This window comes from Ruegeria arenilitoris, assembly GCF_013031355.1.
GTDB classification, from domain to species: Bacteria; Pseudomonadota; Alphaproteobacteria; order Rhodobacterales; family Rhodobacteraceae; genus Ruegeria; species Ruegeria arenilitoris_C.
In genome coordinates this window covers 104,289-117,104 of record NZ_WPZO01000002.1, presented here as the reverse complement: position 1 = coordinate 117,104, position 12,816 = coordinate 104,289, and the positions used below count along the sequence as shown (strand labels likewise).

Genomic DNA, 12,816 nt, shown 5'->3' with positions numbered 1-12,816 from the left:
CAGTCAGAAAAGCCGGCAATTTACTCGCAAGCCTACGGGCTAAATCCACCCGATCGTCGGGCGCGCGATCATCAGCCAAAGGATGGCCAACACCGCCGCAAAAGCCGGAAATCCGCAAACAAACCAGATGCGGAACAGACGGTGATAGGCCTGCGGCAAGGGCACGGCGCTGTCAGCCGCTGCCTGTGCCAGCCCACGCATACGCACCTGTATCCACACGACCGGAAGCCAGAACACCCCGGCTACCGCGTAAAGCGCCAGCGAGGCCAGTACCCACCCTTCGGTCAGGGGCCAGCCCAGCCGCCATGCCAGCAGCCCGCCGGTCATGGGCTGGGCAATAACGGCCGTTGTTGTGAACACAAGATCGGCCAGAACCACGACCCCAGCAGTTTGCGCGACAAACCGGGCGTCGCCCGAGCGATGCGCGATCAGCATGAAAAACGCGATCCCGGCACCGGTGCCCAGCAGAACGCAGGCTCCGATGATGTGTAGCCAACGCAGGATCAGGTCCGGGTCCATCAGCGGCTCTGCAACAGGGGCCAGGCGACAAGCGAGAGCATCATCGCCGGCAGGATCTTGATCAACGGTCCGAGTGGGTCGAGCCACAAGCCCGGCACGGTGAAACTGGCGGCCAGCAAGTAGATCAGGGCAACGGCCACCTGCGCAAAGCAGGCGCGCGCTGCCCAGGGCCGCCGGAGGATCGCAAGGCCCAATGCGATATCGACGAAGGACCAGAACAGGACGCTGGCCACGGCCATGGCCATACCCCACCCGGCATCGGTCAGAACAGACGCGGCATCGGAGATGCTGATCAATCCGATAAAACCGGACAGCAGCCAGAACAGACTCAGCACGCCAACGACCAGTGGCATCAGCAGCGACATCCGCGCGGTCAGCCGATGTTCACGCGAACAGGTCAGACCCGCGTAGATCTGCGGCAAGCTGGCCAGCGACTGTCCTGTTGCCGCACGGTAGGGCTCTGGGTCACCCACCACACCATCCGCCATTACAGTCATGGCGTTGCTTCGTAGGGGCGAGCGCCATCCTAAATGCCCTAACCCATCCGCACAGGCCGAGATCAGGGTGGTCACCACGCCCGGGACCGCAATTGTGGTACGCGCAGCCGGGAACCCCATCCATTTTCGGGTCTCCGCCAAAACGTCAAACAACGAGGCCGGAGTGTCTTCGACCAGATCATAGGTTCCTTGCGGTAGGTCCTGCGCCACGGCCTGCCCAACGGCGCGGCATAGGTCCTGCATCCCGACGCATTGAACGGGGGTGTCGGGATATGCGATAGGCTGCACCAAGGGCACTGCCGCCAGCATCCGCAAAAGTGCGGTGCCGCCATAATCCGATTGCCCGATCACCAGCCCTGGTTTGAGTATCCACAACGCAGCGCCGCTTGCCCGCAACGCCGCATCCCCGGCGGCCTTGGTGCGCATGAAATCGGTGTCTGCATCGGGTTCGGCCCCGATCGCCGAAATCTGGACCACGGCGATGCCTTGGTTGGCACATGCCCGGCCCAAAGCTGCAATGGCGGTGTGATGTACAGCCGCAAGATCATCGGCCGGGCCATCCTGCAATGCGCCCGCGCAGTTCACGACGCAATCAATGCCCTGCAGGTGATCATCCCAATCCTCGGGCAGCAGACAAGCCCGCAAATCGCCCTGTATCTGCGGAATGTCGCCAAGAACCTGTGCGCCCGATTTCGCGCTGCGCACAAAGGCCGAAACACGTGCGCCCTCAGCCCGCAGCGACCTCGTGACAGCCGCGCCGATAAAGCCATAAGCCCCTAAAACCAGAATGTTTTTACCTGCAATCTGCAACGGTCACTCAATCACCTGAACCTGTTTGCAGCAGCCTAACTGCTCGCCCGGGATTGACCAGCCATATGCGCCACCCTGCGACAATCTTGGCCGTCATGGGTGGAACAGCGACCCAACAAGGTACGCGATCAACGCCGCAGCCCCGCCGATCAAGAAGGTCTCGAACCCGGATCGCCACCATGGGGCCAGAGACCAGCGGCTCTTGAACGCGCCGATGGCAAAGAAAACGCCCATGGTCATGCAGGCCGAGACGGCAAAGGCCCTTTCGAGCGATAGAAGAAACGGCAGGAGCGGCACCATCCCGGCAACGAGGAAAGCGACGAAGGTGGCCATCGCGGCCTTGAACGGATGCGGATCAACGCTGCCCAGCCCGTACTCGCCCTCGACCATCAGGTTGATCCAGTTTTCGTGGTTGGCGGTGATCGCATCGGTCGCCTCATCCAACACGCGGCCCGACAAGCCCTTCTGCGCCAGAATCTCGCGTACCTCGCGGCGCTCGCCATCGGGGTACATCCTGATGTGACGCTCTTCAATGGCGCGGATGCGGCGGATGTTATCCAATTCGGCCTTGGTGCCCGAGTAATTCCCCGCAGCCATGGAGAACCCATCCGCCAGCACATTGGCCAGTCCCAACGCGACGATAATGAATGGAGACAACCCGGCGCCAGCGACCCCGGCTACGATGGCAAAGGTGGTCACAGACCCGTCAATGCCGCCATAGACCACGTCGCGCAGCACACCCCGACCGGGCGGCGCATTGATCCGCGCGGTGATTTCCTGCTGGCTGTGTCCGTGGTCGGTCATGGCTGGCTCCGGCTCTGTTATGCACGCCAGCGGGACGAGGGACTTTGCGTCAGGTCAAGTTTTCGAAAACAACCCGCTGAGCGCCCTTTTGATCATCCCGCGGGTCGAAGGTTGATGCCGGTCGGAAAACGGCAATGGCCGACAGACTTCCATCGCGGCCACGCCGACCCGCGCGCTGAGCGCGCCGTTCACCAGCCCCTCACCAAACCTGCGTGACAGTTTGCTGAGAACCGAGCCACCCAGAACCGGCTCTAGCAGGTCGTCGCCTACGGCCACAGCCCCGGTCGCAACAAGATGCACAAACACCGCGCGGGTTAATCGCCAACTGCCAAGAAACCCTGCGCGGCCGCCATAGATTTCGGCCACCCGACGGATCATCCGCAACGAGGCCGCCAACGCCGTCACCACATCCGCCAGCGCCAACGGCACCAGCGCGGTCACCGTGGCAACCTGCCGGGCGGCGGCCTCGACCTCTCGACTGGCAGCGGCGTCCAGAGGGGCCAGTAGTTCATCCTCGGCCAGGATCAGCAGGGTCGAGGCGTCGAACTGCTCGCCCATCCGCTCGGCCAGACGATCGCGGCCCCATTTAGTTTCATCGCGCCCTTTGTAGAACGCGATCAGGCGGTTGGTGACCGCGCGAGCCCGCGCCAGATCGCCCTCGGCCAATGCGACATCCGCAGCGTGGCGCATCCCGTCCACACGGGACAGCCGCCCGATGGCCGCCAGCTCCCGCACCGCGATGATCAGCCCAACCAGTACAAGCGCGCCAATCAGACCGGTCACGACCCAACCCAAAATCGGCGCGCGCAGCAGTAGTGAATTGACGAAATCCCAAGCGGCAACCGAAACTACAGCACCGATCACCGCCAGCGCCAGCCCCCAGAACCACCGAGACAGGGCCGAAGGCTTTCGCGCCGCCAGCCGCGCCGCCGTCTGCATCGCCTGCCCCTGCGGCGGGGCAATGTCGGGCACCGGCGGGGCCTGTGCCACGTCGGCTGCAGGTTCTTCCGCGTCCAGATCGATCAGTACCGGTCCTTTAGCCATCAGCCGCCCCTTCCCTGTGCCAGACATACTTGATGTCCGGCAGGTTTTCATCATTGCCCGACCCGTCGCTGCGGGCGACCTCGGCGAAACCGTTGCGTTCGTAGAACCGACAAGCTCCCCGATTGGCCTGAAACGCAAACAACGAGAGCTCGGCCCGATCGGACTTTGCCTGTTCCAGCAGGCGTTGACCAATCCCCCGACCGCATACTGCGGGTGTCAGATACAGAGAGTGAATTTCCGTCCCATTGAGCGCCAGAAACCCCACAACGCCCGCATCGGTTTCGGCCACAGTGACCCAGTTCTGGTCGATCATCCAACCACAAAAGGCGATGGTTTCAGCGCGGGAATGCAATTCAGGCATCCAGTCGTTTTCGCGCGCAAAGCCGTGCAGAATCTCTCCGATACTACCGGCATCCGTGCTGCGGGCGGGGCGGAGGGTGACGGTCACAGGCGGTCTCCAATCAGGAACTGCGCGGCGCGGTCCAGCCGGATATGCGGCGGACCATCACCGGGGCGCAGGGTCAGATGCGCGGGTGCAAAGGCCATGAAGCCATATTCTTCACCCAGCCAGCTCTCTGCCCCATTGCGGGCCGGTCCCAGAAGGTGCGCCGGGTCGTCAGGCAGTTCGCCGGGGTAAAATGCTGCCTGTTTGCCATCCAACAATGTGCCGCGAACGCAGGGCAAGTCAGCCCCGTTATAAGCGCGGATTTCCTCGGTCGTCGCCCGCAACGCCGCCAGCGACAGTGCCGCCGTTTCCGCCCCGGCAAAGCTGGCGCGGTCGCGGGCGTCGCGGGTCAGGGCCTCCATAATATGGGTCAGGCGGGGGTGCTGCGTGTGGTGCAGGTGATCGGCTTTGGTGGCAGCGAACAGGATACGCTCGACCCGTTTGCCCAACAGCAACTGGCTGAGCCACGCGTTGCGACCGGGGCGGAAGGCCGCAAGGATGTCGGCCATCGCCCGGCGCATATCCTCGACCGCTTGCGGGCCTTTGTGGATCGCGCCCAGCGCGTCGACCAGAACCACCTGCCGGTCGATGCGCGAGAAGTGATCGCGAAAGAACGGTTTCACCACCTGCGCCTTGTACGCCTCGTACCGACGCGCCATTTCCCGGTGCAGGCTGCGGCGCGGCGCATGACCGTCCACGGGCAGCGGCGCAAAGGTCAGCACGGGTGACCCCGCCAGATCGCCCGGCAACAGAAACCGACCTGGTGTGCAGTCGTAGAATCCGGCCTCCCGCGCGGCGCTCAGATACGCGGCGAAGGTTTTCGCCAGAGCCTGTGCCGTGGGTTCGTCATGTTTTTCCGCTGGTTCAGCCGCCTTGGCCTGTTCGACGTACGGCGCGGCCTCGGTCCGGCCAGCGATGCGGTCCAGCGTCTCGGCCGACCAGACCTCATAGGACTTGTCCAACAGCGCCAAATCCAGCAGCCATTCGCCTGGATAGTCCACGATATCCAGATGGATGGTCCGCGGCCCCTGCAGGCCGGACAGCAAACCCGCAGGGCGCGCCTTGAAGGACAGGCGCAGCTCGGACACGGCGCGGGTACTGTCGGGCCAGTGCGGCTGCGGGCCGGTCAGCGCGGCCAGATGGTTTTCATAATCGAACCGGGGCACGGTATCGTCGGGCTGCGGCTGCAGATAGGCGGTGTTAATCCGACCCTCCTGCTGGGCCACCAGTCCGGGCATCCGCCCCCGATCCAGCAGGTTCGCAACCAGAGAGGTGATGAATACCGTCTTGCCCGACCGCGCCAGACCGGTGACGCCCAGACGTATGACCGGCTCGAACAATGTCTCGGACACGCGATCACCCACGCTTTCGACGCCGCGCACAAGACTGTCTGCCAAGGATGAGATGACCAAACTGTCGCCCCGCTTTTATCGTTTCGCTCAAGATAGGTAGAGGTCACTGCACTTGCCAGAGCTTTCCCGCCCTTGCCCCTTTTCGCGCAGCACGTTACCAGCGGCCCATGCCCAGATACGCGCTGAAAGTCGAATACCAGGGGGAACCGTTTGCCGGGTGGCAGCGGCAAAAGGAATTGCCGTCCGTACAGGGGGCAATCGAAAAGGCGCTGTCGCGCATTCAACCCGGCGAGCACACCATCGCCGCCGCTGGCCGCACCGATGCAGGCGTGCACGCGCTGGGTCAGGTGGCCCATTGCGATCTGGTCAAGGAGTGGAACCCGTTCCGCCTGTCCGAGGCGTTGAACTATCACCTCAAGCCGCAGCCCGTAGCCATCGTGAAGGCCGCGCGCGTGGATGACGACTGGCACGCCCGGTTCTCGGCGTTGGAACGCCAATATCTGTTCCGCATTCTGATGCGCCGCGCCCCTGCAACCCATGACGCCGGGCAGGTCTGGCGGATCAACCACCGGCTGGATGTCGAAGCAATGCAGGCCGGGGCGGATATGCTGATCGGGCGGCATGACTTCACCACCTTCCGCTCGTCCATCTGTCAGGCGGCCAGCCCGGTCAAAACGCTGGACGAGCTGCGGGTCGAACAGGTTGAAGGCTTCTCAGGCCCCGAGGTGCATTTCCACGTCCGTGCCCGGTCCTTCCTGCACAATCAGGTGCGCAGTTTCGTCGGAACGCTTGAACGTGTTGGCGCAGGCGCATGGACGCCTGAAGATGTGCGGGATGCGTTGGAAGCTGTGGATCGGGCCGCCTGCGGGCCGGTGTGCCCACCGCAGGGTTTGTATCTGGCGCGGGTCGAATACCCGGAGCCTGTATTCGACTAGATCGCGCGCATCAACAACCCGCTGGCGATCACCACGATGATCAGCCCCGCCACCAGTTCGATGGTCGGTGCCAGCACCGAGGCAAACCGCGTGGCCGAGGCAGAGGCCAGCAACCCTCCGCGCAGACCGAACGAGGTCCAACCGACCAGAGTCGTTACCGTCGCCGTGCCCAAAGCCATCGCAAAGGCGCCCGCGATGCCGACCAATGCGATGCCCATCTGCCATGTCAGGATCAGCACGAACAGGGCGCCCGTACAGGGCCGCGCCGCAATGCCCGCGATCAGTAGCATGGCCTCGCGCAGGCTGCCGACCTGAGCGACTTCCTCAGCCGTCGGACCGTGACGGTGCCCGCAATCGGAACAGACGCCGTCATCGTGATCGTGATGATGGTGGGCGTGGTCATGATGGTGGTGATCATGGTCGTGATGATCATAATGGTGATGCGCGGTTTCGGTCCGATGACGCCGTGCAAAACTGCGAACAGACCGGACCACCAGCCAAAGACCAATCGCCGCGATGGCCGCATAGCTGATCGGGGCCATGACCTGCTCGGTCGTACCCACTAGGCTTTCGCGCGACATCTGAAAGATCAGAACCCCGGCATAAACCAGCACAACGGCCGTCACCGCCTGACCCAGACTGGACAGCACACTGATCGCAGACAGGCGCCAGAACGCGACGCGGCGACCCAGCCCGTAGCCTCCGATCAGCACTTTACCGTGGCCCGGGCCAATCGCATGGAAGAAGCCATAGGCGAAACAGACCGTTAGCAGGGTAGCAACCGCCTCGGGCTGTTCGGCGCGGGCGGCACGCAGGGCGCGGGCGATCTGGTTCTGAAACTCGCGCTGCTCACCTGCGGCCCAGGCGGCAAGACTGTCAAAGCCGCCGCTGCCCCAGAACCACAGCAGCAAGGCAATGGCGATGGCAACCGGAACAATCAGGTACTTGGACATGAAACGAAAATCTCGGTCGCAAAGCTTTCCCCGACCAGCGGGATATCGTTTTCCTCAAGATCGTAGTTGGCATCCAGCGTCAACAGGAATGCCTGCATTTGCGCCAGCTGGCCGTCGATGTCGGGATCAACCCGGCTGACCTGACAAGACGCGGGGCCTGTCACCGTCACCGGGCGGTTCACCTCGTAGGCGGTGTAATAGGTCTCGTCATAAGCCTTTGCCGTCAGCGCAGCGGCAGACACTGCACCGCCTTCAACTGCTCGCAGATGGGACGAGACAATGCGCCCGTCCTCGGTGGTGGCCAGCGGCTCCAGCGGGCCGGATAAGGTGACCGGAACACCGTCCGCGAACACGACCAGATCGCCGTTGTAGCCTTCCACCCATTGCGCATCGAAACCGGCTAGGAAACCCTGTTCGCTGTCTGTCAGAACACCGTCCGCATCCTGATCCAGCTTCATGTCTTCCAGGACCAGCAACGAATAGAACTCATCATAAGCCCAGGTCACGCGCACATGCGTTAACTGGCCAGAGTCGTCCACGATGAACTCCAACCCGGTGTCGATGAAGACATGCGGGTGCGTCATCGCCGGGATCGGCAGGCAGCAGGTCAAAAGGGTCACAATCCAGCGCATGGGCGAAAGATAGGGGCTCGGCCCCTGCCCGGCAATGCGATTCACCGGTGACGTGCAGAAACCGGCCAAAAGATCAGGCGGGTGGGAACAGAATAATCGTTTGCAGGGCCGTTCCCACAGGCCCTTCGGTGTCATACAGCACCGATTGAGACATCCCGATCCCTGAGGGCTGCCAATGGCTGACCGACTCCGAGGCCAGCCAATCCGACACCGGCTCACGATGGATTTGGACAGTCAGGTCGGTGTTCATGAACCCCATCTCGCGCGTCGGTGCGTTCCACGAGATGCCGTTGCCGCAATCGGCCAACGGGCACAGCGCCTGTATCGGCGAGGGGACCTCGCCCTCGAGCAACGCAGGGACACGCATCCAGACCGTCTTGGGACCCGCCCCCTGATTGCCGCCTTTCGGATACAACACATCCGAGTGATTGGCGAAGCCGGGCAGATCATGGCGTACCTCGCCGATCGGGAACGGGCCAGTCACCGCATCTTCCACTCGGGGCGGAGCCATCGTCACATTCGGTACCGGCCCCAAATCGCGTCGCGCCAGATGCATGGTCGTGGCCGTGGCGCAGAGCCTGTCGTCCAGATCGTGCACCGTAACCCGCGTGGTTGCCAGCGTCTTGGTGTGGCGCGTAGTTTCCGCTGCCACCCGCAGCCCCGCCAACGGTTGCGGCCGCAGCAGGTCGACCGTCAGACGGGTTAGCATCTTCTCGGGGCCAACCTCGGTTTCTGCCGCCCGCACAATCAGGCCGCTGACCGGACCCGCGTGGCAATGATCGGCAGACCACGGCCCTCGCGCCGGATCGTTTCCGACAAAGGCCCCGTCGTCGCGCAGATGGAAATAGGGCTGCCGGCTTTGTTCTGATGTCCCGCTCATGGACTGCCTCAAATGTTTTCTGCTGACCCGATCTAAAACCGGGCTTTACCTTCGGCCCGAGAATGACTTAGCTGCGGGGAAAATGTCCAGTTCGGTAACGGGGCATAGCGCAAATTGAAGCAGTGGGAGGTGCGACATGGCGTTGTTGATCGAAACCGGGTTGTCTGACTGGATCAGCGACAGCGACATCGCCCGCGATATCCAGCGGCGTTACCCTAACGCGGATGTACGGACGCCGGATACAATCGGCGATCCCGCCGATATCACCATGGTCGCCGTAGTCGGGTTGAAAAACGACCACCCCAAACGCCTGCCCAACCTGCAACTGGTGCAAAAGCTGGGCGCTGGGGTCGAGACCATCGTCAGCAATCCCAACCTGCCTGGACATGTTCGCGTGGCGCGGCTGAAACCCGATGCTCCCGCACAGGAAATCGCCGAATGGTTCGTGGCCTATGTCCTGCGCCATCAGCGCCACATGGCTTTTCACGAGGCTGCCCAGCGCCGCGCGGAATGGCTGCCCAAAGCACCTCTTTACGCACCCGAAACCGTAGTTGGAGTTCTTGGACTGGGCCATATCGGCACCCGCAGTGCCAAAATGCTGCGGGCAATCGGGTTTCAGGTGATGGGCTGGAGCCGGTCCCCCAAGCAGATCGACGGTGTGACCTGCCTGCACGGAGAAGCTGCCCTGCCCGAATTGCTGGGCCAATGCGACCATGTCTGCGCGATCCTGCCCTCGACCCCTCAGACCGTTGGGTTATTCGATGCCCGGATGCTGGCCGCGATGAAGCCCGGCAGCCAATTGTTGAACGCCGGTCGGGGTGATCTGATCGACGAAACCGCATTGATCGCCGCGCTGGACAACGGCTCACCCGGTCATGCGGTGCTGGACGTGACCTCGACAGAGCCGCTGCCGTCCGAAAACCCGCTCTGGGCGCATCCCGGCGTCACCATCACGCCGCATGTCTCTGGCTGGCATCTGGGCGACGCCCTGTCAGATGTCGGAGAGAACTTTCAGCGACTGAGTGCCGGTGACCCCTTGCTGCATGAAGTCGACAGAACCCGCGGCTACTGACCCAGGATCAGGGCGTCAGGATCCAGTTGCCGCCCGCATCACGGCAGCGACGGGTCCTGACCTCTCGGGTCTGATCCGAGCCTTCGGGCTGAATAAAGTGCTGCAGGTGAACGCAATTATCGCGCACATCACGCACGCGGATCGTGCCTTTCGATCCGGTGGCGTCATTCACCCACGTGCTTTCTTCGCCTACCCGAGGTGTTCCTCCCGCAAGCATGGCGTCCGCAGCTACGTTCACAACTTCGAAATCCGCAGGCGTCAGCCCCATTTCGGCAATGATTCGGGAAATCGGCTTGGCTTGGACAACTGTTGCCGCTCCAAGAATAACAACCGCTGTCAGAGTAGAAGAAATCCAGGCTTTCATGATCGCCTCGCCTTGCTGAAAAAGATTTACATTCAAGACTATACCGCCAGCGAACCGGGGCCAAGCCCCGTTGGGCGACCTTAAAATTATCCCGAACAAACCTATAGCAACTCTAACGCCAGAACCGCTGGGGCAATCCCCGCATAGTGCCCCTATCACCAAGCAGAGGCACCCGATGGCACAACCCACCTACTACGCGCCCACAGGCGGCCACCCCGGTCAGGACCAGCTTTTGACCGACCGCGCCATGTTCACCGAGGCCTATGCGGTGAACCCCAGAGGCACGATGCGCGACATCGTCACCAGCGCACTGCCATTCTGGGAAAAGACCCGGCTTTGGGTGCTGTCCCGCCCCCTCTGCGGATTTGCCGAGACCTTCTCGCAATATGTCATGGAGGTGCAGCCCGGCGGCAGCGACCGACCCGCGGGCGCAGGGCGTACTGTTCGTAGTCGAAGGCGCTGTGATGCTGACATTGGGCGATGAGGTTCACCAGCTGGACACAGGCGGATACGCGTATATTCCAGCGGGTTCCGAATGGACCCTGCATAACACTTCCGAAGAAACCACTCGCTTCAACTGGGTCCGCAAGGCCTATGAGGCCGTCCCCGGCCTATCTGCCCCCGATCCGATCATCACCAATGAACGCGACGTTACGCCTGTCGAAATGCCCGGCACTAAGGGTCGCTGGTCCACCACCCGCTTTGCAGACCCGCAGGACCTGCGCCACGACATGCACGTGAACATCGTCAATTTCGAACCCGGCGGCGTGATCCTCTTTGCTGAAACCCACGTGATGGAGCATGGCCTCTATGTGCTTGAAGGCAAGGCGGTCTACCGGCTCAACCAAGATTGGGTCGAGGCCGGTGATTATATGTGGCTGCGCGCCTTCTGCCCGCAGGCCTGTTACGCGGGCGGTCCAGGGCGATTCCGCAATCTGCTCTACAAGGATGTGAACCGGTACATGCCGCTGTCGTTGCCCAAACACTGACGCCAGATTGGCTTTTTCCGGCGCGGGGGTTCACAGAAGCGCTTTAATCTGGTGAAATAACACCGGTTTTTAGCACTGGAGATTGTTCATGGTACTGCGCGGATCGATGCTGGCACTGGCAGCTGTAGTTGGCTTGACGGCCCTAGAGGCAACCCCTGTTTCAGCCAGAGAGGAAACCAAATCGGTGTTCGTCATGAGCCGCACATGGGCTGTTACACAAGTCTCGGACGCTCCGGTCGTGTATCGCGCCACCCGCGACAACAACAACCTGAACCCGTTTGGCCCACCGCCGCGCCTGCGCACCATTCAGGCCATGGCGGCGATTCAGGCGGCGACCGGATGCAAGCCGCTCCGGGCCAGCATGTATCAGAACATCTCGGGCCAGTTCTTCTCACAGGTCAGCTGCAACTGACCTTGGGTTGAAACGGGCATTGAGGTCGGCGCAACCCACTGCCATAGCTTGCGCATGAAACTTGCAATCAACGGATTCGGCCGCATCGGCCGCACGATCCTGCGGCAGCTGCTGGCTCTGCCGCAGGACAGTGATGTTGAACTGGTGCTGATCAACGACATCGCGCCGCTGGAAACCTGTACCTATCTGTTCAAATACGACAGTACCTTCGGCCCATACCCCGGCGCGGTAGAGGCCGGTGACGAAGCGCTGGTGGTCGACGGCCGCACCATTCCGGTCACCCACAGCCCGGACCTGTCCCGCGTCGATCTGACCGGGGTCGATGTCCTGATGGACTGCACGGGTGTCGCGCGCACCTCGGACGTGGCCGGACAGGGGCTGACCGCTGGGGCAGGCAAAGTGCTGATCTCCGGCCCCTCACCCGCCACTGAGGTGACCATCGTTCTGGGCGCAAACGAGGATCAGCTGGGCAACGCCCGGATCGTGTCGAACGCCTCGTGCACAACCAACGGGCTGGCCCCGCTAGTTAAGGTGTTGGACGGAATCGCAGGCATCGCCTCGGCTCACATGACAACGATCCATTGCTATACCAACAGTCAGCCGATGGTGGACGCACCGCGCGGCGATCTGGCCCGGTCTCGCGCAGGAGCTTTGTCCATGGTCCCCACGACGACCAGTGCGACGCATCTGATCGATGAAGTCATGCCGCACCTTGCAGGCCGTATCTCAGGCGCAGCTGTCCGCGTTCCTACCGCCAGTGTGTCAGCCGTCGATCTGGTCGCGACGCTTGACCGCGGCATGTCGGCGTCTGCTTTTGAGGTCGAATTGCGTACTGCCGTTGCGCAATCCGCTGTTCTGGGCTGGACCGATCACCCGCTGGTGTCTTCAGACCTGCGGACCCGACCGGAATCACTGGTCATCGCGAGACCCGAAATCCGCATGGTCGGTGAAAATCAGGTTCGCATCTTCGGCTGGTATGACAACGAATGGGGCTTTTCGGCGCGAATGCTCGACGTTGCCCGCCTGATGGCACAACCTTGACAAGGGCAATACCGCAGCGGGCGGGCTTGCCCGCGCGCTGCCCGGCCCAACGGGTCCCAAGCATCTT

Annotated in this window: 14 protein-coding genes and 1 pseudogene; 5 read left to right on the top strand and 10 right to left on the bottom strand. The window is 62.5% G+C overall.

Features of this window, described 5'->3' with window-relative positions:
* Positions 1–39: 39 nt before the first annotated feature.
* The 6 genes from GOX63_RS06195 to GOX63_RS06170 all read right to left on the bottom strand — a co-directional run bounded on the left by GOX63_RS06195 (position 40) and on the right by GOX63_RS06170 (position 5,531).
* Positions 40–519, bottom strand: coding sequence for a DUF2269 family protein (locus tag GOX63_RS06195; protein WP_170545153.1), 480 nt, complete (start codon positions 517–519; stop codon positions 40–42).
* Complete coding sequence (locus GOX63_RS06190) at positions 519–1,826, bottom strand: SDR family oxidoreductase (RefSeq protein ID WP_254435876.1); 1,308 nt, start codon at positions 1,824–1,826, stop codon at positions 519–521. Before GOX63_RS06190 ends, GOX63_RS06195 begins: the two co-directional genes overlap by 1 nt.
* Positions 1,827–1,919: 93 nt before the next feature.
* Positions 1,920–2,630: a VIT1/CCC1 transporter family protein gene (locus GOX63_RS06185; protein WP_170326935.1), complete on the bottom strand. Its 711-nt coding sequence runs from the start codon at positions 2,628–2,630 to the stop codon at positions 1,920–1,922.
* Positions 2,631–2,684: 54 nt separating this feature from the next.
* Positions 2,685–3,674, bottom strand: a complete 990-nt coding sequence (locus tag GOX63_RS06180; protein WP_170326936.1) for a YcjF family protein — start codon at positions 3,672–3,674, stop codon at positions 2,685–2,687.
* The gene (locus GOX63_RS06175; protein ID WP_170326937.1) at positions 3,667–4,122 is read right to left on the bottom strand and encodes a GNAT family N-acetyltransferase; all 456 of its coding nucleotides are present in this window, start codon (positions 4,120–4,122) and stop codon (positions 3,667–3,669) included. The genes GOX63_RS06180 and GOX63_RS06175 overlap by 8 nt, the downstream gene beginning before the upstream one ends.
* Complete coding sequence (locus GOX63_RS06170; protein WP_170326938.1) at positions 4,119–5,531, bottom strand: YcjX family protein; 1,413 nt, start codon at positions 5,529–5,531, stop codon at positions 4,119–4,121. Before GOX63_RS06170 ends, GOX63_RS06175 begins: the two co-directional genes overlap by 4 nt.
* 107 nt (positions 5,532–5,638) lie before the next feature.
* On the opposite strand from GOX63_RS06170, the gene truA reads away from it, so the two are divergent.
* Positions 5,639–6,406 (top strand): tRNA pseudouridine(38-40) synthase TruA, encoded by a 768-nt coding sequence (gene truA, locus GOX63_RS06165; RefSeq protein ID WP_170326939.1) that lies wholly within the window; start codon positions 5,639–5,641, stop codon positions 6,404–6,406.
* On the opposite strand, the gene GOX63_RS06160 is transcribed toward truA, so the two are convergent.
* The 3 genes from GOX63_RS06160 to GOX63_RS06150 are packed head-to-tail and all read right to left on the bottom strand — an operon-like array spanning position 6,403 to position 8,871.
* Positions 6,403–7,359 (bottom strand): nickel/cobalt transporter, encoded by a 957-nt coding sequence (locus tag GOX63_RS06160; RefSeq protein WP_170326940.1) that lies wholly within the window; start codon positions 7,357–7,359, stop codon positions 6,403–6,405. The genes truA and GOX63_RS06160 overlap by 4 nt on opposite strands.
* The gene (locus GOX63_RS06155; protein WP_367646726.1) at positions 7,344–8,036 is read right to left on the bottom strand and encodes a DUF1007 family protein; all 693 of its coding nucleotides are present in this window, start codon (positions 8,034–8,036) and stop codon (positions 7,344–7,346) included. Before GOX63_RS06155 ends, GOX63_RS06160 begins: the two co-directional genes overlap by 16 nt.
* Positions 8,037–8,064: 28 nt before the next feature.
* Complete coding sequence (locus GOX63_RS06150) at positions 8,065–8,871, bottom strand: thioesterase family protein (protein ID WP_170326941.1); 807 nt, start codon at positions 8,869–8,871, stop codon at positions 8,065–8,067.
* A gap of 136 nt (positions 8,872–9,007) precedes the next feature.
* On the opposite strand from GOX63_RS06150, the gene GOX63_RS06145 reads away from it, so the two are divergent.
* The gene (locus GOX63_RS06145; RefSeq protein ID WP_170326942.1) at positions 9,008–9,943 is read left to right on the top strand and encodes a 2-hydroxyacid dehydrogenase; all 936 of its coding nucleotides are present in this window, start codon (positions 9,008–9,010) and stop codon (positions 9,941–9,943) included.
* 7 nt (positions 9,944–9,950) lie between these two features.
* Here GOX63_RS06145 and GOX63_RS06140 read toward each other — a convergent pair whose 3' ends face one another.
* Positions 9,951–10,307, bottom strand: a complete 357-nt coding sequence (locus GOX63_RS06140; RefSeq protein ID WP_170326943.1) for a hypothetical protein — start codon at positions 10,305–10,307, stop codon at positions 9,951–9,953.
* 175 nt (positions 10,308–10,482) lie between these two features.
* Here GOX63_RS06140 and GOX63_RS06135 point away from each other — a divergent pair.
* The 3 genes and pseudogenes from GOX63_RS06135 (at position 10,483) to GOX63_RS06125 (ending at position 12,749) form a co-directional block, all read left to right on the top strand.
* Positions 10,483–11,296 (top strand): annotated as a pseudogene (locus tag GOX63_RS06135) (bifunctional allantoicase/(S)-ureidoglycine aminohydrolase).
* Positions 11,297–11,384: 88 nt separating this feature from the next.
* Complete coding sequence (locus GOX63_RS06130; protein ID WP_170326944.1) at positions 11,385–11,708, top strand: hypothetical protein; 324 nt, start codon at positions 11,385–11,387, stop codon at positions 11,706–11,708.
* 54 nt (positions 11,709–11,762) lie between these two features.
* The gene (locus GOX63_RS06125; protein WP_170545149.1) at positions 11,763–12,749 is read left to right on the top strand and encodes a type I glyceraldehyde-3-phosphate dehydrogenase; all 987 of its coding nucleotides are present in this window, start codon (positions 11,763–11,765) and stop codon (positions 12,747–12,749) included.
* Positions 12,750–12,816: the final 67 nt, after the last annotated feature.

Bases quoted from the DNA above. Each gene is read 5' to 3' on its own strand.
- truA (WP_170326939.1), top strand. From the start codon at position 5,639: ATGCCCAGATACGCGCTGAAAGTCGAATACCAGGGGGAACCGTTTGCC.
- GOX63_RS06125 (WP_170545149.1), top strand. From the start codon at position 11,763: ATGAAACTTGCAATCAACGGATTCGGCCGCATCGGCCGCACGATCCTG.
- GOX63_RS06150 (WP_170326941.1), bottom strand. From the start codon at position 8,871: ATGAGCGGGACATCAGAACAAAGCCGGCAGCCCTATTTCCATCTGCGC.
- GOX63_RS06140 (WP_170326943.1), bottom strand. From the start codon at position 10,307: ATGAAAGCCTGGATTTCTTCTACTCTGACAGCGGTTGTTATTCTTGGA.
- GOX63_RS06130 (WP_170326944.1), top strand. From the start codon at position 11,385: ATGGTACTGCGCGGATCGATGCTGGCACTGGCAGCTGTAGTTGGCTTG.
- GOX63_RS06160 (WP_170326940.1), bottom strand. From the start codon at position 7,359: ATGTCCAAGTACCTGATTGTTCCGGTTGCCATCGCCATTGCCTTGCTG.
- GOX63_RS06145 (WP_170326942.1), top strand. From the start codon at position 9,008: ATGGCGTTGTTGATCGAAACCGGGTTGTCTGACTGGATCAGCGACAGC.
- GOX63_RS06185 (WP_170326935.1), bottom strand. From the start codon at position 2,630: ATGACCGACCACGGACACAGCCAGCAGGAAATCACCGCGCGGATCAAT.
- GOX63_RS06195 (WP_170545153.1), bottom strand. From the start codon at position 519: ATGGACCCGGACCTGATCCTGCGTTGGCTACACATCATCGGAGCCTGC.
- GOX63_RS06180 (WP_170326936.1), bottom strand. From the start codon at position 3,674: ATGGCTAAAGGACCGGTACTGATCGATCTGGACGCGGAAGAACCTGCA.